We start from the raw sequence: 21,109 nt of genomic DNA, 5'->3' as shown, positions 1-21,109 counted from the left end.
CCTTCACGACGTCCCCCGGCGAATGGAGCAGCATGAACGAGGCCATCCTCACCACGGAGGAGATCGTGGTCGTCGGAGCAGGCATGGTGGCGCACCGATTCGTGGAGAGCCTCATCAGCAGGGCTGAGAAGCCGATGCATGTCACGGTGATCGGCGACGAGGGACTCCACCCGTACGACCGAGTGGGGTTGACCGGCTTCTTCGCCGGTGTGACGCCTGAAGGGCTGGAGCTCGACCGCTCCGTGTTCGATGACTTCCGCGTGCGCTTCATGGCGGATGACCGTGTTCTGCGCATCGATCGATCCGCGCGGACGGTCACCACTCGTTCGCGCCAGACGATCGCCTACGACACGCTTGTGCTCGCGACGGGTTCGTACGCCGCGAAGGTCGCCGTCGACGGTGCCGACCTCCCGGGATGCTTCGTCTACCGCACCCTCGACGACGTGCAGCGTCTCAAGGAGTTCGTCGAGCGGCGAGGCCGCGCGCTCGGACGCCCGCTTCGCGGCGCCGTGATCGGCGGAGGGCTTCTCGGTCTGGAGGCCGCGGGAGCGCTCCAGGGGATGGACGTCGATTCGACGGTCGTCCAGTATTCCGACCGTCTGATGTCGGCTCAGCTCGACTCGGCGGGTGGGGGGATGCTCAAGCGCCTGCTCGAGGCGCGTGGCATCTCAGTGCGCACGCAGTCGCGCACGACGCGACTGGATCCGGATGCCACGGGCGCCGTCACCGCGCTGGAGTTCCAGGACGGTTCGGTCGCGCGCGCAGACGTCGTCGTGTTCACCGTCGGCGTGCGCCCTCGTGACGAGCTGGCCCGCAATGCCGAGATGCACGTGGACCCGCGCGGCGGCGTCATCATCGACGAGCGGTGCTCGACCTCCGACCCGCACATCCTGGCGATCGGCGAGGTCGCCAGCTTCGGCGGCCGGTGCGTCGGACTGGTGGCACCGGGATACGCCATGGCCGAGGTCGCTGCGACGCGACTGCTCGGTGGCGACGCCGCATTCCCCGGCTACGACGACTCGTCGAAGCTGAAGCTCTCCGGCGTCGACGTCGCGAGTTTCGGTGACGCGATGGCGACGACCCCGAATGCTCTCGACGTCGTCTACGCGGATCCGGTGGCCGGCGTCTACAAGAAACTCGTCCTCTCGGATGACGCGCAGACCCTGCTCGGTGGCATCCTCGTCGGAGACGCGACCGCCTACGGTGCGCTGCGCCCGCTGGTCGGTTCGAGGCTCGGTGCCGATCCCGCCGCCTATCTCCTGCCCGAGGGAGGCAATGAGGCGCCCGGCGGCGAGCTGCCGGACGAGGCCGTCGTGTGCTCGTGCTCGAACGTGACAGCCGGTCGCATCCGTCAGGCGGTTCACGAGGAGGGCTGCACGGACGCGGCAGGGGTGAAGGGATGCACCAAGGCCGGCGCCACTTGCGGATCCTGCGTGCTGATGGTCAAGAAGGTCGTGGGACAGGAGCTCACCAAGCTCGGCCAGACCGTCTCGCACGCGCTGTGCGAGCACTTCGATCTCTCGAGACGGCAGCTGTTCGACGCTGTCCGGGTCGCGCAGCTGACCACGTTCAGCGGAATCGTCGAGCGGTTCGGACGAGGACGCGGCTGCGACATCTGCAAGCCGGCGATCGCGAGCATCCTCTCGGTGCTGGTCGGCGCGCATGTGCTCGACGGAGAGAACGCCACGCTGCAGGACACCAACGACCATGTGATGGCGAACATGCAGAAGGACGGCACCTATTCGGTCGTGCCGAGGATGGCCGGAGGCGAGGTCACCCCGGAAGGGCTCATCGCCATCGGCCAGATCGCGAAGGACTTCGCCCTCTACACGAAGATCACCGGCGGCCAGCGGATCGACATGTTCGGTGCACGGTTGGAGCAGCTGCCGGTCATCTGGCAGCGGCTGGTCGACGCCGGCTTCGAGTCGGGACAGGCCTACGGCAAGTCGCTGCGCACGGTGAAGTCCTGCGTCGGGTCGACCTGGTGCCGATACGGGGTCCTCGACGCCGTGGGGATGGCGGTCAAGCTGGAGCTGCGGTATCGGGGTCTGCGCGCGCCGCACAAGCTCAAGCTCGGGGTGTCGGGGTGCGCCAGGGAGTGCGCGGAGGCACGGGGCAAGGATGTGGGGGTCATCGCGACGGAGACCGGCTGGAACATGTACGTCGGGGGCAACGGAGGGTTCTCTCCCCGGCATGCCGAGCTTCTGGCCTCCGACCTCGACGACGACGGGCTGATCCGTGCGATCGACCGATTCTTCATGTACTACATCCGCACGGCAGATCGACTGCAGCGCACGGCGCCATGGTGCGAGGAGCTGGAAGGCGGTCTCGACGGCCTCCGGAGCGTGATCTTCGACGACAGCCTCGGCATCTGCGCCGACCTCGACGAGGCGATGGCGCAGCACGTCGACCGCTACGAGGACGAATGGGCGGCGACGCTCCGCGACCCGGTGAAGCTCGAGCGGTTCCGCTCGTTCGTGAACGCCGCGGACACGCCCGATCCGTCTCTCGCCTACGTGGCTGAGCGCGGACAGATCCGCCCGGCAACCCCGGAGGAACGACGTGGCGGCGGCGTCCTGATCGCCGGCACCGCACTGGAGGTTCGCAGATGACCATCACGACCGCTGCCGGACGCGGAGTACGGGTGTGCTCCCTCAGCGACCTGGAGACCGAGCGGGGTCGCGCCGCCCTCATCGAAGGGGAGCAGGTCGCGCTCTTCCTGCTGCCGGACGGAACCGTCCATGCCGTGGACAACCTCGATCCGTTCAGCGGCGCGCACGTGATGTCCCGAGGCATCGTCGGCAGCCGAGGTGAGGCGCCGACGGTCGCCTCGCCCCTGCACAAGCAGGTGTTCGACCTGCGCACCGGCGAGTGCCTCGAGACACAGGGCAAGGTCGGCGGTCCGTTGCGGGTCTGGCCCGTCGTGGTCGACGGTCAGGACGTCTACGTCGGCATGCCGGAGAGAGTCGCATCATGAGGCGCGCGCGGGTCGGCAGGGTCGACCTGATCGGCGGAGGCCCGGGTCCCGCCGACCTCATGACCGTCCGCGCGCATCGCCTGCTGATGGCCGCCGATGTGGTCGTCGCCGATCGTCTCGGCCCCTTCGAGGAGCTGCGCGACGAACTGGCACCGCACGTCGAGGTGATCGATGTCGGCAAGCGGCCGGGCAACCATCCGGTGCCGCAGCACGAGATCAACGCGCTGCTGGTCGATCGGGCGCTCTCCGGCCTCAGGGTGGTGCGTCTGAAGGGCGGCGACCCGTTCGTGCTCGGGCGCGGCGGCGAGGAGGTGCTCGCCTGCGAGGCCGCGGGAGTGCCGGTCACCGTCACGCCCGGTGTCAGCAGCGCGATCTCGGTGCCGCAGGCCGCGGGGATCCCGGTCACTCATCGGGGCGTCGCGTCGGCCGTGCACATCGTGAACGGGCACGGCGACCTCTCCTCGGGCGCGCTCGCCTCGATGGATGATCCCACCGTCACGACGGTCGTGCTGATGGGTGTGGCGTCGCTGCCGAGGCTGGTGGCCGCCGCCGCGGATCATCACGTCTCCGGTGAGACGCCCGTCGCGATCGTCGAGAACGGGCACACCGAGAGACAGCGCACGATCCGCAGCACGATCCGCGATGTGGTCGAGGACGCCGCCGCGGCGCAGGTCGTCAACCCGGCGGTGATCGTGATCGGCGAGGTAGCCCGCGCGGGGCTGCTGCTGCCGACGACGGCCATGATCGCCGAGAGCATGACATGACCGCAGCGCGAACCCTCGACTCCGCACTGGCCGGCTGCACGATCATCGTCGCAGCCGATCGGCGTTCCGCGGATCTCGCCACCGCACTCGAGCGTCGGGGTGCCGTCGTCCACCGAGCGCCGGCGTTGAGCATCGTCACCAACGCCGACGATGCCGAGCTGCTGGCACGCACCGAGCGCGTGATCGCCGCACCGCCCGACATCGTGATCGCCACCACGGGCGTCGGATTCCGGGGGTGGATGGACGCCGCCCACGAGCACGGGTTGGATGCGCAGCTCGACGACGCCCTGCAGGGTGCCCATTTCGTCGCCCGCGGGCCGAAAGCGCACGGCGCGATCCAGCAGGCGGGATTCACGGCAGACTGGGTCGCCGAATCCGAGACGTCCGCAGAGGTCGGCGAGTACCTGCTCGCGTCCGGGGTGGCGGGCAAACGCATCCTCGTCCAGCATCACGGCGCAGGCTCCGACGGACTCGACGAACTGCTCGAGGCGGCCGGGGCGGACGTGCTGAGCATCACCGTCTACCGGTGGGGCCCGCCTCCGAACCCCGAGGTCGTGAGACGGTCGGCGCTGCAGGCTGCTGAGGGTGAAGCCGATGCGGTGCTTTTCACCTCGGCCCCCGGGGCGGCGTCGTGGATCGCTGTGGCCGAGCAGGCCGGCGCGCTCGACGCCATCAGACGGCGCGCGGAATCGGGCCGGTTGCTGCTGGCATCGGTCGGACCCATCACCGCCGCTCCACTGCATGCGGCGAACCTTCGCACCACCATCGCCGACCGAGGGCGTCTCGGATCGCTCGCACGAACCGTCATCGCGCACTTCGGCGGCGGACGGGCACCCTCCCTGCCCACGGATGCCGGACGGGTGGAGGTCCGGAGCGGAGGAGTGCTCGTCGGCGGTGAGTTCATTCCGCTCTCGCGGTCTGCGGCCGCACTGATCGAAGCCCTTGCCTCCGCCGGCGGACGCGTGCTGTCACGAGCCGAACTCGGGAGCGTGCTGCCCGGCGCCGAGCGCAATGCTCACGCCGTCGAGGTGGCCGTCGCGAGACTCCGGGAGGCGCTCGGCGGAAACGAGCTCGTCCACACCGTCGTCAAACGGGGCTATCGCCTCGCTGTCACCGAGGACTGAACGAGAAGCATGGAACGGGCCGCCAGGGCCCCTCTGCTACTCGACGGGTGCGTCGGTGGGGACGGGCTCGGGGACGGTCGTATCCGTCGGGAGCGGAGCCTCGGTCGGCTCTACGGTGGGCGTCGGCTCGGGGGCCGGCGGATTCGCCTGTGCATAGGCCACCTGGCTGCCGATGGCGGCCACGACGATCAGCGACCCGACGATGCTCGCGATCGTGTTGTCGCGCACGCGGCGTCGGATCTGCCCGTCATGCCAGGCCCTGCGGGCGGTATGGAGACGCACGCGCTCCGCTTCGGTGCGCGACTGCGCGCTCTTCGACCCGCGTCCGGCCATTACGTGCTCCCTTACTGGACGTGAATGTGCACCGTCGCCTGAGAGCCTACCGTCGCGATCGGCGCACCCTGATCCTGCCCGCAGTGTCGGTGCGCCGCGTTAGCCTGGACGGATGACCTCCGCCGCCGCACTGCTCTCCGGGCAGACGCCCCTCGCGGTGCGCATGCGCCCCGTCTCCCTCGACGAGGTGGCCGGGCAGAAGCATCTGCTGCGGGCGGGTTCACCGATCGTGGCGCTCGCAGATCCGGAGGCGACGTCGCCCGGGGCTGTGTCGATCATCCTCTGGGGGCCGCCGGGCACCGGCAAGACCACCCTCGCCCAGGCCATCGCACGGTCGTCGGGTCGTCGGTTCGTCGAGCTCTCCGCGATCACCGCCGGTGTGAAGGACGTGCGCGAGGTGATGCAGGAGGCGATCACGCAGCGCGACCTGTACGGGCAGACGACGATCCTGTTCCTCGACGAGATCCACCGCTTCACCAAGGCGCAGCAGGACGCACTGCTGCCGGGGGTCGAGAACGGCTGGGTGCTGCTGATCGCGGCGACCACCGAGAACCCCTCGTTCTCGGTGATCTCCCCGCTGCTGTCCCGTTCGCTGCTGCTGACCCTGCAGCCGCTCACCGACGACGACATCGGGATCCTCGTCGACCGGGCCGTCACCGACGCACGCGGGCTCAACGGCGCGGTCACCCTCGCAGACGACGCGCGCGCCGCGCTGATCAGGCTCGCTTCCGGTGATGCCCGACGGGCGCTCACCGGGCTCGAGGCCGCGGCTGCCGTCGCCCTGTCCAACGGCGAGGACGACGCGGTGCCGGCCACGACGGCCGACGACGTGGCACAGGCCGTCGACAAGGCGCTGCTCCGATACGACCGCCAGGGCGACGAGCACTACGACGTCATCAGCGCGTTCATCAAGTCGATCAGGGGATCCGACCCCGACGCGGCGCTGCACTATCTCGCTCGCATGATCGAGGCGGGGGAGGACCCGCGCTTCATCGCGAGGCGTCTGGTGATCTCGGCCTCCGAGGATGTGGGGCTCGCCGACCCGCAGGCGCTCACGATCGCGGTCGCGGCCGCCGATGCGGTCGCCTTCATCGGCATGCCCGAGGGAAGGATCCCGCTCGCCGAGGCCACCGTCTATCTGGCGACCACCGCGAAGTCGAACGCCGCGTACACGGGCATCGACGCGGCGATCGCCGACATCCGCTCCGGTGGGTTCGGCCGGGTCCCACTGCATCTGCGCGACGCCCACTACCCGGGGGCGAAGCGACTCGGTCACGGACGCGGGTACGTCTATCCCCACGACAGCGAGTTCGGCATCCTCCCGCAGCAGTATCTGCCCGACGAACTGCAGGGCAGGCGCTACTACGAACCCAAGAACCTCGGAGCGGAGCGGGACATCTCGGCGCGTCTCGAACGCATCCGCCGCATCCTCGACGGGCGCTGAGCCAGGATCTGTTAGACTGGATCGGCTCGAAACCGAGTTTTCGGGCATCTCCTCGTTCACACCACACCTTGCTGGCGCCCCGGCGTGCGCTCCAAGGCAGAACGCGGACGATACGTCCGTGAGTCGTGAAAGACGCGACCACGTCATCGGAAGGAACACTTCGTGACCACGAAGTCCCAGGACCGCCGCAAGGTTCGTCTGAGCCGTGCCCTCGGCATCCCGCTCACCCCGAAGGCCGCCCGCTACCTCGAGAAGCGTCCCTACGCTCCGGGTGAGCACGGCCGCACCAAGCGCAAGGCTGACAGCGACTACGCCGTCCGTCTGCGTGAGAAGCAGCGTCTGCGCGAGCAGTACGGCATCCGCGAGAAGCAGATGCGCAACACGTTCAACGAGGCTCGTCGCCAGGATGGCCTGACCGGTGAGAACCTGGTCGAGCTCCTCGAGATGCGTCTCGACGCTCTCGTCGTGCGTTCGGGCTTCGCCCGCACCACCGCACAGGCTCGTCAGCTCGTCGTGCACCGTCACATCCTCGTCGACGGCCAGCTCGTCGACCGCCCGTCCTTCCGCGTGAAGCCGGGTCAGCTCATCCACGTCAAGGCCAAGAGCGAGGGCACCGAGCCCTTCCAGGTCGCAGCGGCCGGCGGTCACGCCGAGGTCCTGCCTCCCGTTCCCGGCTACCTCGAGGTCGAGCTCGACAAGCTCCAGGCTCGCCTGGTTCGTCGTCCGAAGCGTGCCGAGGTCCCCGTGACCTGTGAAGTGCAGCTCGTCGTCGAGTACTACGCAGCTCGCTGAGTTCAGCTTTTCCGCAGAAGGCGTCGGGGTTCACCCGACGCCTTCTGTCGTTTCCGCATACGATGGAGGCACCGCGCCTTCGCGGGTCAAGGGCAAGGATGGCGACATGAAGAACGTGCTGTGGTTCCTGATCGGAGTGATCGGCGGCTTCGTCGCGGCTCATTTCATGAACAAGGACCCGCGCGGTCACGACATCCTCGCCGAGGTCGACGCGCGGATCAACGAGTTCACCGCGATCATCGGCGACTCCTACCGCGACGAGAAGGCACGTCTCACCGACCCCGCTGACGACTGACCACCGCTCCTCCTCGGACGCGGTTCCGTCGTCTCTTTCACACTCAGCACGCAAGGACACCTGGCACCCCTATGAAAACTGCGGAGATCGCGCAGCGCTACCTCGATTACTTCGAGAAGAACGACCACGTCATCGTCCCCTCGGCCTCCCTGGTCAGCGACGACCCGTCCCTGCTGTTCACGGTTGCCGGAATGGTGCCGATGATCCCGTATCTCACGGGCGTCGTTCCCGCACCGCATCCGCGCATCGCGGATCTGCAGAAGTGCATCCGCACCAACGACATCGAAGAGGTCGGCAAGACCGCGCGTCACGGCACCTTCTTCCAGATGATGGGCAACTGGTCGTTCGGCGACTACTTCAAAGAGGGCGCGATCCGCTACGCGTGGGAGCTGCTGACGAGCGCCGAGGCCGACGGCGGCATGGGCTTCGACGAGAAGGACCTGTGGGTCACCGTCTACGAGACCGATGACGAGGCCGAGTCCATCTGGCGCGACATCATCGGCCTGAAGCCCGAGCGCATCCAGCGCCTCGGGCGTGCCGACAACTACTGGAACACCGGCCAGCCCGGCCCCGGCGGCCCGGACTCCGAGATCTTCTTCGACCGCGGCCCCGCCTACGGCAAAGACGGCGGCCCCGCCGCCGACGACTCGCGGTTCCTGGAGATCTGGAACCTCGTGTTCATGCAGGACTTCATCGAGAACATCCGCGGCAAGACGGAGTTCGACATCGTGGGGGAGCTGCCCCAGAAGAACATCGACACCGGCATGGGACTCGAGCGCGTCGCGTTCCTCAAGCAGGGCGTCGAGAACATGTACGAGACCGACCAGGTGCGCCCGGTGCTCGATCGGGCCGTCGAGCTCTCCGGTCGCCGCTACGGGGCCGTGCACGAAGACGACGTCCGCTTCCGCGTCGTCGCCGACCACGTCCGCTCCTCGCTGATGCTGCTGTCCGACGGAGTCCGGCCGTCCAACGAGGGCCGCGGGTACATCCTGCGACGCCTGATGCGCCGCACGGTGCGCTCGATGCGTCTGCTCGGCGTCGACGAGCCGGTCTTCCCCGAGCTCTTCGCCACCTCGCGTGACGCCATGAAGTCGGCGTACCCCGAGCTCGAGAAGGACTGGTCGACGCTGTCGGTCGCGGCCTTCGCCGAGGAGGAGACCTTCCGGCGCACACTCGCTTCCGGGTCGACGATCCTCGACCTCGCGCTCGACGAGACGAAGAAGGGCGGCGCGACGACGCTCAGCGGCCCCGAGGCGTTCCTGCTCCACGACACCTACGGCTTCCCGATCGACCTCACCCTCGAGGTCGCGGAAGAGGCCGGACTCGACGTCGACCGCGCGGCATTCGACACTCTGATGCAGGAGCAGCGCTCCCGTGCCAAGGCCGATGCGCGCAACCGCAAGCGCCAGCTCGCCGATGTCTCGGTCTACCGCGACCTGCGCGCACTCGGCGAGACCGGCTTCGACGGCTACTCCGAGCTCGAGGTCGACTCGCGCATCCTCGGGATCCTCGTCGACGGCCAGCCGGCACGCAGCGCGGCCGAGGGGCAGATCGCCGAGGTCGTGCTCGCCGAGACGACGCTCTACGCGGAGTCGGGTGGACAGGTCGCCGATAAGGGCGTGATCGTCGGACCCGGGTTCGAACTCGAGGTGCTCGACGTGCAGCGCCCGGTTCCCGGTCTCATCAGCCACACCGTCGAGGTCACGCGTGGCATCGTCGCGGTCGATGACGCCGCCACCACGGTCGTCGACGCGGCCAACCGCCGCGCCGCTCGGCAGGCGCACTCCGCGACGCACCTCGTGCATGCCGCGCTGCGCGACACGCTCGGCCCTACCGCCACGCAGGCGGGCTCGCTCAACCGCGCCGGCTACATGCGCTTCGACTTCTCGTGGTCGCAGGCGCTGTCTGCCGACACACGCACCGAGATCGAGGAGATCACCAATCGCGCGGTCAACGACGCCCTCGAGGTCTCGACCCGCATCCTGACCCTCGACGAGGCGAAGGAGGCGGGCGCCATGGCGCTGTTCGGCGAAAAGTACGGCGATGTCGTGCGCATGGTCGACATCGGCGGTCCCTGGTCGCGTGAGCTCTGCGCCGGAACCCATGTGAGCTCGAGCGCCGAGATCGGTCTCGTCAGCGTCGTCGGCGAGTCGTCGGTCGGCGCCTCGAACCGACGCATCGAGGCTCTGGTCGGGCAGGACGCGTTCCGCGAGCTGGCCGCCGAGCGCGCTCTCGTCTCGCAGCTGACCACCTCGCTCAAGACCCCGCGCGATCAGCTCGCCGAGCGCATCGCGGATCTCTCGGCGAGTCTGAAGTCGGCCGAGAAGCGCATCGCGCAGTTCGAGTCCAAGGAGCGCGCAGGCCGGGTCCCGGCCATCGCGGAGTCCGCGGGTCGTATCGGTGCCTTCCGGGTCGCGACACAGTCTCTCGGTGAGGTCGCCTCGGCCGACGACGTGCGTGAACTGGTGCTCGGAGTGCGCGATCGCCTCGGATCGGACGCGGCGGTCGTCGCTCTCGGCGCCGTCGTGAACGGTCGCCCCGTGGTGGTGGTCGCGACGAACGACGCCGCCCGCGCTGCAGGCGCGAAGGCGGGTGCGCTGGCGAAGCGCGCGGCTTCCGTGCTCGGCGGCGGCGGCGGTGGACGTGACGACGTCGCCCAGGGCGGCGGCACGGATGCGGCGGCGCTTCCGGCTGCTCTCGAGGCCGTGTCTCAGGAGCTGCAGTCAGCGTGAGCGGGTTCCGCCGCGGCGTGCGGCTCGGCATCGACGTCGGACGTGCACGTGTCGGGGTCGCTCGCTGCGACCCCGACGGCATGCTCGCCGTCCCTGTGGAGACCGTCCAGCGCAACGATTCGGCGATCGACCGCATCGCGGAGATCGCACAGGACTTCGACCTGCTCGAGTTCGTGGTCGGGCTTCCGGTCAATCTGCAGGGTGCGGACACGGCATCGACCACTGATGCGCGGGAGTTCGCGGCGGCGCTGCAGTCGCGGACCGGCACGCTCGTGCGCCTCGTGGACGAGCGTCTGAGCACGGTCACCGCACACGCCGCACTGCGTTCTTCGGGCAGATCCCAGAAGAATTCTCGTAGCATTGTGGATCAGATCGCCGCAGTGATCCTGCTGCAGCAGGCGATCGACACGGAGAAGAGCACCGGAAACCCGCCCGGTGACACGATTCCGCTCGACGAGGAGTCCCCACGCTAATGCCCGAACGTGAGAGTTCTTCACCTCAGCACGATCCGGACGCCCGCCTCGGCGACCTGTTCGAGAACCTCCCCGATCCGTCGCAGCAGAGCCCGACGGTCGACAACACGCCGCCGGCTCCCGGTTCGCGCAGAGCGGCTCGCGAGGCTGCCTCGGCGCAGACGCCCGGTGGCGAGGCGGCTGTGCCAGCGACCGAACCGCAGCAGCCTCGCGCGGACGCCGACCCGGCGACCCGCGCGCTCCCTGTGACCGGTCCCGCTCAGCGGTCAGACGCGCACACCGCCGACCCGGTGACGCCCCAGGGCGACCAGGACTCGACAGCTCGCATGAGCGTTCCTGCGCCGGCGTCCGACGCAGATCATGACGCCGCTCCCGGGCCCACACCCGCCGATGCTGGGGCAGCCGTTCCCGCGACCGGAGCCGCCGCAGGCGCTGCGGGTTCCGGTGGACGGCTCGAGGATCTCTTCCATGCACACACCGATGACGATTCCGGCAGCAGGCCCCCGAAGAAGAAGAAGCGCCGCACCGGATGCCTCGTCGCGCTCATCATCGTGCTCGCCGTCATCGGCGGCATCGTCGGCACCGGAATCTGGGCCTGGAACACGTACGGCGACAAGATCAGCGATGCCCTCGGTTGGGGCGAGCCGGCCGACTGGGAGCCCGGCATCGCGTCCGGCGAGGTGCTCGTCACCGTCCAGGAAGGCGACACCGGTTCACCCGTGTCGACCGCGCTGTACGAAGCGGGCGTGACCCGCACCGACGAGGTCTTCTACGACTACCTCGTCCAGGAGAACATCGCGATCACGTTCTACCCGGGCATCTACCGGCTTCAGGAGAAGATGACGGCCGAGGCCGCGCTCGAGGCTCTCCAGGACCCCGCGAACAAGCTCGAGAACTCGGCGAGCGTCGGAGAGGGCGCGACGATCGAGTCGTCGCTTCCCGGCATGGCGGAGTCGCTCGGGATGCCGATCGAAGACCTCCAGGCCGCTGTCGACGCCGACCCTGCGACCTACGGCGTGACCGCGCAGACGCTCGAGGGGTGGCTCTTCCCGGCGGTCTACACGTTCGACCCCGGCGTCACCGCGACCCAGGTGATCCAGCGCATGGTCGATCGCACCAAGGAGTCGCTGGATGCTGCCGGCGTCCCCGCCGAAGACGCGCAGCGTGTGCTGACGATCGCGTCGATCATCCAGCGCGAGGGACTCACGGCGGACTTCCCGAAGGTGTCGCGGGTGATCCAGAACCGCCTGGACATCGACATGAAGCTGCAGATGGACTCGACCGCGCAGTACGGCTACGGCTCGCTGCACGAAGGAGTCGTCTCGAGTTCAGCAGAGGCGCTCGAGGATCCCAACGACTGGAACACCTACGTGCACACCGGGTTGCCGATCACACCGATCGCCAGCCCGAGCGACGCCGCGATCGATGCGGCGATGCACCCGGCTGACGGTCCGTGGCTGTACTTCGTCACCATCAACCTCGCCACGGGCGAGACCCAGTTCTCGGTGACGTACGAGGAGCACCTCCAGGGCGTCGAGAAGTGGGAGAAGTGGTGCCAGGAGAACCCCGACGGGGGATGCTCGGCCGGATGACGCCTCGGCATCTCGCGGTGTGGGGCGACCCGATCGCACACTCGAAGTCGCCGCGGCTGCATGCCGCCGCGTACGGCGTGCTCGGCCTCGACTGGGAGTACACACGACGGCAAGTCGGCGAGGGCGGTTTCGCCGATGCCCTCGCGTCGCTCGACGGCTCCTGGCTCGGCCTCTCGCTCACGATGCCGCTGAAGGAGCAGGCGCATCGGGCCGCAGCCACTCGGGACAGGCACGCCGAGCTCACGGGCGCGGTCAACACGCTGCTCCTGACGGATGTCGTGCAGGGTTTCAACACCGATGTCGGCGGGATCATCGACGCCCTCGGCGAGCACGGCCTCGTCGACGTGGATCGGGTGCGTGTCCTCGGGGCCGGTGCGACCGCGGCATCCGCAGTCGTCGCGTGCGTCGAACTCGGCGCCCGGTCGATCGAGGTACGTGCGCGTCGCCCCGAGCGTGCCGCGTCGCTCATGGCGCTCGGCGAGCGGTTGGGCGTCGATGTGACCGCTGATGCGTTCGACGCGGACGCCGACCACGTGGATCTCACCGTGGCGACCCTTCCGAGCGGAACGGCCCTCGACGACGGCACCGCCGCGCGTCTCGCCGAGCGCGGGGGAGCCCTGTTCGACGTCGCCTACTCGCCATGGCCCTCTGCACTCGCCACCGCTTGGACGGGCGGCCGGGCGATCTCCGGCGAGGGGATGCTGCTCTGGCAGGCGGTCCGACAGATCCGGATCTTCCGGCACGGGGATCCGACCGCCGCGCTGCCCGGCGAAGACGCCGTGGTCGCCGCGATGAGAGCGGTTCTGTAACCGTCGACGACATGCGGCACGAGTCGGGTCGAAACGCGTGGGAGACTAGAGCAATGCTCCGCGTGCTCACGGCCGGCGAATCGCACGGCCCAGAACTCATTGCCGTCATGGAGGGTCTGCCCTCGGGCGTCCCCGTGTCCTCCGAGGCGATCCAGGCCGATCTCGCACGTCGCAAGCTCGGCTACGGCCGCGGCTCGCGCATGAAGTTCGAGCAGGACGAGCTCACCATCTCCGGCGGTGTCCGCCACGGCAAGACTCTCGGCAGCCCGATCGCCCTGCGCATCGGGAACACCGAGTGGCCGAAGTGGATCGAGGTCATGAACCCCGAACCGGTCGAGCTCACCGACAAGTCGAGGGGTCGTAGCGCGCCGCTCACCCGACCACGCCCCGGGCATGCCGACCTCGTGGGCATGCAGAAGTACGACTTCGACGAGGCGCGCCCGATCCTCGAGCGTGCCAGCGCGCGCGAGACCGCCGCCCGTGTCGCACTCGGTGCGATCGCGCGGTCGTTCCTGGGCGAGCTCGGCATCCGTCTCGTGAGCCACACGCTGTCGATCGGTCCCGTGCAGGTGCCGGCAGGTTCCGCGCTTCCGACGCCCGATGACGTCGAGACGCTCGACGCCGACCCGCTGCGCTGCTTCGATCCGGCCACGTCCGCCCTCATGGTGGCCGAGGTCGACGACGCCAAGAAGGATGGCGACACCCTCGGCGGCATCGTCGAGGTCCTCGCCTACGGCCTGCCGCCGGGGCTCGGCTCGCACGTGCACTGGGACCGCCGTCTCGACGCGCGTCTCGCGCAGGCGCTGATGAGCATCCAGGCGATCAAGGGCGTCGAGGTCGGTGACGGCTTCGAGACGACCCGTCGCCGTGGTTCCGCAGCTCACGACGAGCTATTCGCCACGGCCGACGGCATCTCGCGCGGCTCGGATCGTGCGGGTGGTACCGAGGGCGGGATGTCCACCGGCACCGTGCTGCGCGTCCGCGCCGGTATGAAGCCCATCGCGACCGTTCCTCACGCCCTCCGGACGATCGACATCGCCTCCGGCGAGGATGCCACGGCCCACCACCAGCGCTCGGACGTGTGCGCTGTGCCCGCTGCCGGCGTCGTGGCCGAGGCCATGGTCGCCGTCGAGCTGGCAAACGCCGTGCTCGAGAAGTTCGGCGGCGACAGCATCCGTGAGACGCGCCGCAACCTCGACGGGTACCTGGCCGGCATCCCGGCCGAGTTGCGGACGACCCCGGCGTCCGAGGCGGCGCTCATCGCGCATGACGAGCGAGGCTGAGCAGCTGACGCTGGTGCTCGTCGGTCCGATGGCGGCGGGCAAGACCAGCGTCGGTCGCCGCGTCGCCAAGAAGCTCGGTGTGCCGTTCATCGACACCGACAAGCGCGTCGTGGCCGCCCACGGCCCGATCCCCGCGATCTTCGCCGATCACGGCGAGGCGCACTTCCGCGCGCTCGAACGGGCGGAGGTCGCCAGCGCATTGGGCGCGGGCGGGGTGATCTCGCTCGGAGGCGGCGCGGTGACGGATCCCGAAACGCGGGCGCTGCTGCGCGAGCACCCCGTGGTCTTCCTGACCGTGTCGCCGGAGGTGGTCGTGCACCGCATCAACGCGGGTGGCCGACCGCTGCTCGCGGGTGACGATCCGGTCGGGCGCTGGACGCAGATCTTCGAAGAACGTCGAGGCTGGTACGACGAGGTGGCATCAGTGACATTCGACACGTCGCGCCGCCCGATGCAGCGCATCGCCGACGACATCGTGGCATGGAGGAGAGAACGAGCATGAGCACCACCACCATCAGTGTGACGGGGGAGACCCCCTACGACATCGCCATCGGACGGGGGATCCTCGATCAGGTCTCCGCAGCCCTCGATCCTGGCGTGCGCAAGATCCTCGTCGTGCACCCGCCCACGCTCGCGGCCCGCGCCGCGGAGCTGCGCGATCGGCTGCTCGCAGACGTCGAGAACGGCCCGCGCGAGGTGCTTCTGGCCGAGGTGCCGGATGCCGAGCAGGGCAAGCGCATCGAGGTCGCGGCGTTCTGCTGGCAGGTGATGGGCCAGGCCGACTTCACCCGCACGGATGCGGTCGTGGGATACGGCGGCGGCGCGGTCACCGACCTCGCCGGCTTCGTCGCGGCGACGTGGCTGCGCGGCGTTCAGGTCGTCCAGGTGCCGACGACCGTGCTCGGACTGGTCGACGCATCGGTCGGCGGCAAGACGGGGATCAACACCGCCGAGGGCAAGAACCTCGTCGGCGCGTTCTGGGCTCCGCGCGCGGTGATCGGAGACCTCGACGAGCTCTCGAGCCTCAGCCCCAACGAGGCGACGGCCGGATTCGCCGAGGTCGCCAAGGCCGGTTTCATCTGGGCGCCCGAGATCCTCGACATCATCGAAGCCGACCCCGCACGCGCCGTAGACACCACGACCCCGGAGTTCCGGCGCGCGGTCGAACTCGCGATCGACATGAAGGCGAAGGTCGTCTCCGACGACTTCCGCGAGGCGGGGCAGCGCGAGATCCTCAACTACGGTCACACCCTCGGTCATGCGATCGAGCACGCGGAGCGCTACCGCTGGCGCCATGGCGCAGCGGTCTCGATCGGGATGCTGTACGCGGCCGAGCTGTCACGACTCGCCGGGCGCCTCTCCGATGACGCTGCTGAGCGCCACCGCACGATCCTCGAGTCGCTGGGTCTTCCGACCGGCTACCGCGCCGGTGCCTGGCCGCAGCTCCTGGCCACGATGCAGCGCGACAAGAAGAGCCGCGGCGGCATGCTGCGATTCATCCTGCTCGACGACATCGCGAAGCCCACCGTTCTGCAGGCACCGGACGAATCGCTGCTGTTCGCCGCGTACCAGGAGATCGGCGAATGACGCGCCGCATCCTCCTCGTCAACGGACCGAACCTCAATCTGCTCGGCAGCCGTGAACCCGAGGTCTACGGCACGGCGACGCTCGCCGATGTGGAGCGCCTGACCGCCGAGGCCGCCGCAGCCGTGGGCTTCGAGGTGCGCGCCGTCCAGAGCAACCACGAGGGTGTGCTGATCGACGCGATCCATGCCGCCCGGGAGGACTGCGCGGCGATCATCATCAATCCGGGGGGCCTCACCCACACCTCGGTGTCGCTGCGCGACGCGCTCACCGGGGTCGCGCTGCCGTTCGCCGAAGTGCACATCTCAGACGTGTACGCCCGCGAGGAGTTTCGGCATCATTCCTACCTCCACGACGTCGCCGCCGTGCGAGTGATCGGCGAGGGCGTCGACGGGTACGCGAGCGCTGTGCGGCAGCTCGCAGCGCTCATCCCGTAGAATCGACTGTCGGCCCACCCAGTCCACCGGGACGAGAACGGCCCCCAGACTCTAGAAACGGAAAGTCCAGCGCATGGCATCTACCGCAGACATCAAGAACGGCGTCGTCCTCAACATCGAGCGCCAGCTCTGGAGCGTTGTCGAGTTCCAGCACGTCAAGCCCGGCAAGGGCGGCGCATTCGTCCGCACCAAGCTCAAGAACGTGATGAGCGGCAAGGTCGTCGACAAGACGTTCAACGCCGGGGCGAAGATCGAGATCGAGAACGTCGACCGTCGCGATTACACCTACCTGTACACCGACGGCGACGGCTACGTGTTCATGGACCAGACCGACTTCGACCAGATCACCGTGAGCGCGGCGACGGTCGGTGACGCGAAGAACTTCCTGCTCGAGAACCAGCAGGTCACGATCGCCCTCAACAACGGCAACCCGCTCTACATCGACCTGCCGGCATCCGTGATCCTCGAGATCACGTACACCGAGCCGGGTCTGCAGGGCGACCGCTCGTCGGCGGGCACGAAGCCGGCGACACTCGAGACCGGCTACGAGATCCAGGTTCCGCTGTTCGTCGAGACCAACACCAAGGTCAAGGTCGACACGCGCACGGGCGACTACCTCGGTCGCGAGAAGTAAGGCGTGAGCGCCCGTACGAAGGCGCGCAAGCGCGCACTCGACATCCTGTTCTCCGCCGACGTCCGTGGCGACGAGGTCGCGGTGACTCTGGCCGCCGAAGCCCAGCGCGCCGCGAGCGAGCCTGCCCGTGAGGCCTCCTGGCTGTACGCCCGCGAGGTCGTCGACGGCATCATCGACCATCGTGACGAGATCGACGAGCAGATCACCACGCACAGCCGCGACTGGAAGATCGAGCGCATGCCGGCCGTCGATCGCGCTCTGCTGCGCATCGGCGTCTGGGAGATCCTCTTCAACGACGCGGTGCCCACCGCGGTCGCCATCGATGAGGCGGTCGAGCTCGCGAAGGAGTTCTCGACCGACGATTCGGGTGCGTTCGTGCACGGCGTGCTCGCACGCGTCTCTCGCGCAGCCTGAGCGAGTCTTCGGGCCGCGGCGACCTCGATGTCCGGGGCCGCGGGAAGGATGGGGTCATGCCTGCGCCGCACGTCGACCTCCGTGACCTCATGCAGATCACGGACGTGGGCGGGTATCAGCGCGGTCTGGCGTACTTCCGCGAGGGCAATGTGCTCGACGTCGTCTGGCATGAGGATCTCCTCGAACTCGAAGGCCACGTCAGCGGCAGCGGCGACGCCCAGTACCAGACCGAGATCGTCTTCCTGTCGTCGAACGGCACGCGGCGCGTCCGGACGACGCGCTGCTCGTGCCCGGTGCGCAGCGGATGCAAGCACGTCGTCGCGACGCTGCTCGCATCGAACGTCCACGAGTACACCGAGCAGGCCGCTGCGCTGAAGAGGCCCGCCGACCCGATCGATGTTCCCGCACCGACGCAGGCCGCGGCGACGCCGTCGTGGCGCAGCCTGCTCGACCCGGCCGTCTCCCGGCATCCGCAGTCGCTGGCGCTCGGGGTCGAGTTGCGTCATCGGGAGTCCAGGTCCGAGAACCACTGGGGTCCGCGCCCGGTGCGCGCGGCGACCGCGCGGGACCTCGCCCGGCCGACCGGCGAGCTGCTGCTCGCGATCCGGCCGCTGATGCGCAGCGCGCAGACAGGATCCTGGATTCAGGGCGGTGCGGGGTGGGATGCCGTGCGTCGGGATGCCGCTCAGTTCGGACGCATGCAGAATCGCTGGTTCGGCGACCTGTTGAGCATCTCCCGCGATTCGCTGCTCTCGGGCAACGCCGGCGACTGGCTCGTGCTCGATCAGGTCGAGTCGCCGCTGCTGTGGGGCCAGCTCCGCTCGGGTGCGGAGCTCGGCATACCGCTGGTCGCGAGTCAGAAGAGCGCATCCGTGCGGCTCGCCACGTCCGCCGAGGCGTCGGCGCGAATCACGCGGGTCGACGATGGTTCGTTGACCGTCGCAGCCGAGGTGCAGATCGACGGCGCCCCTGTCGCCGCATCCGTGGTGCATCCGATCGGCCGCACCGGCGTGTACTCGGCGGGCCTGATCGGCGCACGCATCGAGATCGTGCTCGCGGAGGCGCCACTGAGTGAGCAGATCCGCGCGCTGCTGGCCGCCCCCGAAGAGATCGTCGTCCCGGCGTCGGACGAGCAGGCGTTCATCTCCGACGCCTACCCGTTGCTCGCGAGGCGCGGTGTGGTGCGCACGGTCGGCGCCGTCTCGCTGCCCGAGGTGCCCGATCCGAAGCCCGTCCTGACGATCACCTACGAGCGCGGCGATGTCGTCAGCTACTCGTTCGAATGGTCCTACGGCCGTTTCGGGCGGGTGCCGTTCGCCTGGACTGAAGCCGCAGTGCGCGACGCCGCCGCCGAGACCACCTCGCGAGCACGGATCGAGGAGGCCTGGCAGGAGTTCAGGGCGACGAACTTCCGGCCGGCCGGCTCGTTCCACGACATCGACGCCGCGGCGTTCGTCGCCGAAGGCGTCCCCGCCCTCGAGGCGGTGGGCGTGCGCGTCGAATCGATCGGCGCGCCCAAGGAGTACCGCGAGCTGACCGGCGCACCCGAGGTGAAGGTCACGACGGTCGAGACGACCGACTCGGACTGGTTCGATCTCGGCATCCTCGTGACCATCGACGGAAGGCGGATCCCGTTCGGTCCGCTGTTCACCGCGCTGAGCAGGGGCCGCAAGAAGCTGCTGCTCGCCGACGGCGGGTACTTCTCGCTCAACCACCCGGCACTGGATCGCCTGCGCGACCTGATCGAAGAGGCCGGTGAGCTGCAGGAATGGGAGACGGGGCCCCGGATCAGCCGGTACCAGACCGATCTCTGGGAGGAGTTCGAAGACCTCGCAGACGAGGCCGAGCCTGCGGTCAACTGGCGTGCCACGGCCGAGGGGCTCCGTCAGGCCACGGGTGTTCCCGAGACCCCTGTGCCCGCGGGCGTTCAGGCCGAGCTGCGGCCCTATCAGAAGACCGGTTTCGACTGGCTCGCTTTCCTGTGGCGGCACCGGATGGGCGGAATCCTCGCCGACGACATGGGCCTCGGCAAGACGCTGCAGCTGTTGACCTTCATCCAGCACGCGAAAGACCAGGGCGAGACGCGTCCGTTCCTGGTGCTCGCCCCGACTTCGGTGCTGAGCACCTGGCGGTCGGAGGCAGCGCGGTTCACGCCGGGGCTGCGGGTGTCGATCGTCGACAGCACCAGCGGCAGGCGCGCGGACGCGCTCCGCACCGCGGCGAAGACGGCCGATCTCGTCGTGAGCTCCTACACCGTCGCGCGGCTCGACGAGGAGGAGTTCCGCACCGTCGAATGGGCGGCGCTGATCCTCGACGAGGCCCAGTTCGTCAAGAACCCGAAGACGCGTCTGCACCGGGCCATCGCGACGTTCCGATCCGACGTGACGTACGCGGTGACCGGCACTCCCATGGAGAACAGCCTGTCGGAGCTCTGGTCGCTGCTGTCTCTCGCCGCTCCCGGACTGTTCCCGTCTGCACGCAAGTTCCGCGACCGGTACATCCAGCCGATCGAGAAGGGCAAGGTCCCCGAGAACGAGGAGGGCGGCGACTACCGCGCCGGGCGCCTCGCTCAGCTCCGTCGGCGCGTCCGGCCCCTCATGCTGCGCCGCACCAAGGAGCTCGTCGCCTCGGATCTGCCGGCGAAGCAGGAGCAGCTGCTCGAGGTGGAGCTGAGCCCCGAGCATCGGGCGCTTTACGACGTGGTGCTGCAACGGGAGCGTCAGAAGGTGCTGGGCCTGCTCGACGACCTCGACCGCAACAGATTCATCGTCTTCCGTTCGCTGACTCTGCTGAGGATGCTGAGCCTCGCTCCCGGTCTGGTCGACGAGGCGGACGCGGAGATCGGCTCGAGCAAGCTCGACACGCTGCTCGAGAGGGTGATCGAGCTGCAGGCGGAGGGCCACCGGGCACTCGTCTTCAGCCAGTTCACCTCGTTCCTCGATCTCGCGGCTGCGCGCCTCGAGGCTGCGGGCATCCCGTACGCGCACCTCGACGGATCGACACGGCATCGGGAGCAGGTCATCGACGCGTTCAAGGCGGGGGAGCAGCCGGTGTTCCTGATCAGTCTGAAGGCCGGAGGATTCGGTCTGACGCTCACGGAGGCCGACTACGTCTTCCTGCTCGATCCGTGGTGGAACCCGGCCGCTGAAGAGCAGGCGATCGACCGCACGCACCGGATCGGGCAGACCAGTCAGGTGTTCGTCTACCGGATGATCTCGACCGGCACGATCGAGGAGAAGGTCCTGCAGTTGCAGCAGCGCAAGGCCCGCCTCTTCACCGCCGTCATGGACGACGACGAGCTGTTCGCGCAGTCGATCACGGCCGATGACATCAAGGGCCTCTTCGAGGATCGGTGATTTGTTCCGGCCCGGTCACCGCGTCCGCTCAGGGGCCCATCGGTAGAATCGAACGGTTCACTTCAG

19 protein-coding genes are annotated in these 21,109 nt (G+C 68.8%); 18 read left to right on the top strand and 1 reads right to left on the bottom strand.

All coding sequences use genetic code 11. The features are described 5' to 3' along the window. Positions 1-32 precede the first annotated feature (32 nt). Genes nirB through RQG77_RS13525 form a run of 4 tightly spaced genes read left to right on the top strand, consistent with a single transcriptional unit; the run spans position 33 to position 4,865 of the window. Positions 33-2,612, top strand: coding sequence for a nitrite reductase large subunit NirB (gene nirB, locus RQG77_RS13540; RefSeq protein WP_311245155.1), 2,580 nt, complete (start codon positions 33-35; stop codon positions 2,610-2,612). Next, entirely contained in the window at positions 2,609-2,977 is a 369-nt protein-coding gene (gene nirD / locus RQG77_RS13535) for a nitrite reductase small subunit NirD (protein WP_311245154.1), read from the top strand. Before nirB ends, nirD begins: the two co-directional genes overlap by 4 nt. Then, complete coding sequence (cobA, locus tag RQG77_RS13530) at positions 2,974-3,741, top strand: uroporphyrinogen-III C-methyltransferase (protein WP_056307633.1); 768 nt, start codon at positions 2,974-2,976, stop codon at positions 3,739-3,741. The genes nirD and cobA overlap by 4 nt, the downstream gene beginning before the upstream one ends. Then, positions 3,738-4,865 (top strand): uroporphyrinogen-III synthase, encoded by a 1,128-nt coding sequence (locus RQG77_RS13525; protein WP_311245153.1) that lies wholly within the window; start codon positions 3,738-3,740, stop codon positions 4,863-4,865. The genes cobA and RQG77_RS13525 overlap by 4 nt, the downstream gene beginning before the upstream one ends. A gap of 36 nt (positions 4,866-4,901) precedes the next feature. On the opposite strand, the gene RQG77_RS13520 is transcribed toward RQG77_RS13525, so the two are convergent. Continuing rightward, positions 4,902-5,198: a hypothetical protein gene (locus RQG77_RS13520; RefSeq protein ID WP_311245152.1), complete on the bottom strand. Its 297-nt coding sequence runs from the start codon at positions 5,196-5,198 to the stop codon at positions 4,902-4,904. Between the two features lie 112 nt (positions 5,199-5,310). Here RQG77_RS13520 and RQG77_RS13515 point away from each other — a divergent pair, with 112 nt between their 5' ends. The 14 genes from RQG77_RS13515 to RQG77_RS13450 all read left to right on the top strand — a co-directional run bounded on the left by RQG77_RS13515 (position 5,311) and on the right by RQG77_RS13450 (position 21,043). Beyond that, positions 5,311-6,642: a replication-associated recombination protein A gene (locus tag RQG77_RS13515; RefSeq protein WP_311245151.1), complete on the top strand. Its 1,332-nt coding sequence runs from the start codon at positions 5,311-5,313 to the stop codon at positions 6,640-6,642. A gap of 162 nt (positions 6,643-6,804) precedes the next feature. Beyond that, on the top strand, positions 6,805-7,434 hold the full coding sequence (rpsD, locus tag RQG77_RS13510; RefSeq protein WP_052677824.1) for a 30S ribosomal protein S4: 630 nt from the start codon (positions 6,805-6,807) through the stop codon (positions 7,432-7,434). A gap of 106 nt (positions 7,435-7,540) precedes the next feature. Continuing rightward, the gene (locus RQG77_RS13505) at positions 7,541-7,729 is read left to right on the top strand and encodes a hypothetical protein (protein ID WP_056307637.1); all 189 of its coding nucleotides are present in this window, start codon (positions 7,541-7,543) and stop codon (positions 7,727-7,729) included. Between the two features lie 71 nt (positions 7,730-7,800). Beyond that, positions 7,801-10,461, top strand: a complete 2,661-nt coding sequence (alaS, locus tag RQG77_RS13500) for an alanine--tRNA ligase (RefSeq protein ID WP_311245150.1) — start codon at positions 7,801-7,803, stop codon at positions 10,459-10,461. Continuing rightward, entirely contained in the window at positions 10,458-10,934 is a 477-nt protein-coding gene (ruvX, locus tag RQG77_RS13495) for a Holliday junction resolvase RuvX (protein ID WP_056307641.1), read from the top strand. The genes alaS and ruvX overlap by 4 nt, the downstream gene beginning before the upstream one ends. Then, positions 10,934-12,526 carry an endolytic transglycosylase MltG gene (gene mltG, locus RQG77_RS13490; RefSeq protein ID WP_311245149.1) on the top strand — a complete coding sequence of 531 codons (1,593 nt, stop codon included), beginning with the start codon at positions 10,934-10,936 and terminating at the stop codon, positions 12,524-12,526. The genes ruvX and mltG overlap by 1 nt, the downstream gene beginning before the upstream one ends. Beyond that, the gene (locus RQG77_RS13485) at positions 12,523-13,335 is read left to right on the top strand and encodes a shikimate dehydrogenase (protein WP_311245148.1); all 813 of its coding nucleotides are present in this window, start codon (positions 12,523-12,525) and stop codon (positions 13,333-13,335) included. The genes mltG and RQG77_RS13485 overlap by 4 nt, the downstream gene beginning before the upstream one ends. A 53-nt stretch (positions 13,336-13,388) precedes the next feature. Beyond that, positions 13,389-14,618: a chorismate synthase gene (gene aroC / locus RQG77_RS13480; protein ID WP_056307646.1), complete on the top strand. Its 1,230-nt coding sequence runs from the start codon at positions 13,389-13,391 to the stop codon at positions 14,616-14,618. Beyond that, positions 14,602-15,120 (top strand): shikimate kinase, encoded by a 519-nt coding sequence (locus RQG77_RS13475; RefSeq protein WP_311245147.1) that lies wholly within the window; start codon positions 14,602-14,604, stop codon positions 15,118-15,120. The genes aroC and RQG77_RS13475 overlap by 17 nt, the downstream gene beginning before the upstream one ends. Beyond that, positions 15,117-16,205 carry a 3-dehydroquinate synthase gene (gene aroB, locus RQG77_RS13470; protein WP_311245146.1) on the top strand — a complete coding sequence of 363 codons (1,089 nt, stop codon included), beginning with the start codon at positions 15,117-15,119 and terminating at the stop codon, positions 16,203-16,205. Before RQG77_RS13475 ends, aroB begins: the two co-directional genes overlap by 4 nt. Then, positions 16,202-16,639, top strand: a complete 438-nt coding sequence (gene aroQ / locus RQG77_RS13465) for a type II 3-dehydroquinate dehydratase (RefSeq protein WP_311245145.1) — start codon at positions 16,202-16,204, stop codon at positions 16,637-16,639. Before aroB ends, aroQ begins: the two co-directional genes overlap by 4 nt. A gap of 73 nt (positions 16,640-16,712) precedes the next feature. Beyond that, complete coding sequence (gene efp, locus RQG77_RS13460) at positions 16,713-17,273, top strand: elongation factor P (protein ID WP_311245144.1); 561 nt, start codon at positions 16,713-16,715, stop codon at positions 17,271-17,273. Between the two features lie 3 nt (positions 17,274-17,276). After that, entirely contained in the window at positions 17,277-17,687 is a 411-nt protein-coding gene (gene nusB / locus RQG77_RS13455) for a transcription antitermination factor NusB (protein ID WP_311245143.1), read from the top strand. A 56-nt stretch (positions 17,688-17,743) separates the two neighbouring features. After that, positions 17,744-21,043 (top strand): SNF2-related protein, encoded by a 3,300-nt coding sequence (locus tag RQG77_RS13450; protein WP_311245142.1) that lies wholly within the window; start codon positions 17,744-17,746, stop codon positions 21,041-21,043. Positions 21,044-21,109 lie beyond the last annotated feature (66 nt).

The sequence above is a fragment of the Microbacterium sp. WCS2018Hpa-23 genome (assembly GCF_031843845.1).
Taxonomy (GTDB): domain Bacteria; phylum Actinomycetota; class Actinomycetes; order Actinomycetales; family Microbacteriaceae; genus Microbacterium.
The sequence above is the reverse complement of the archived record's forward strand: the minus strand, read 5'-3'. Positions and strand labels throughout refer to the sequence as shown.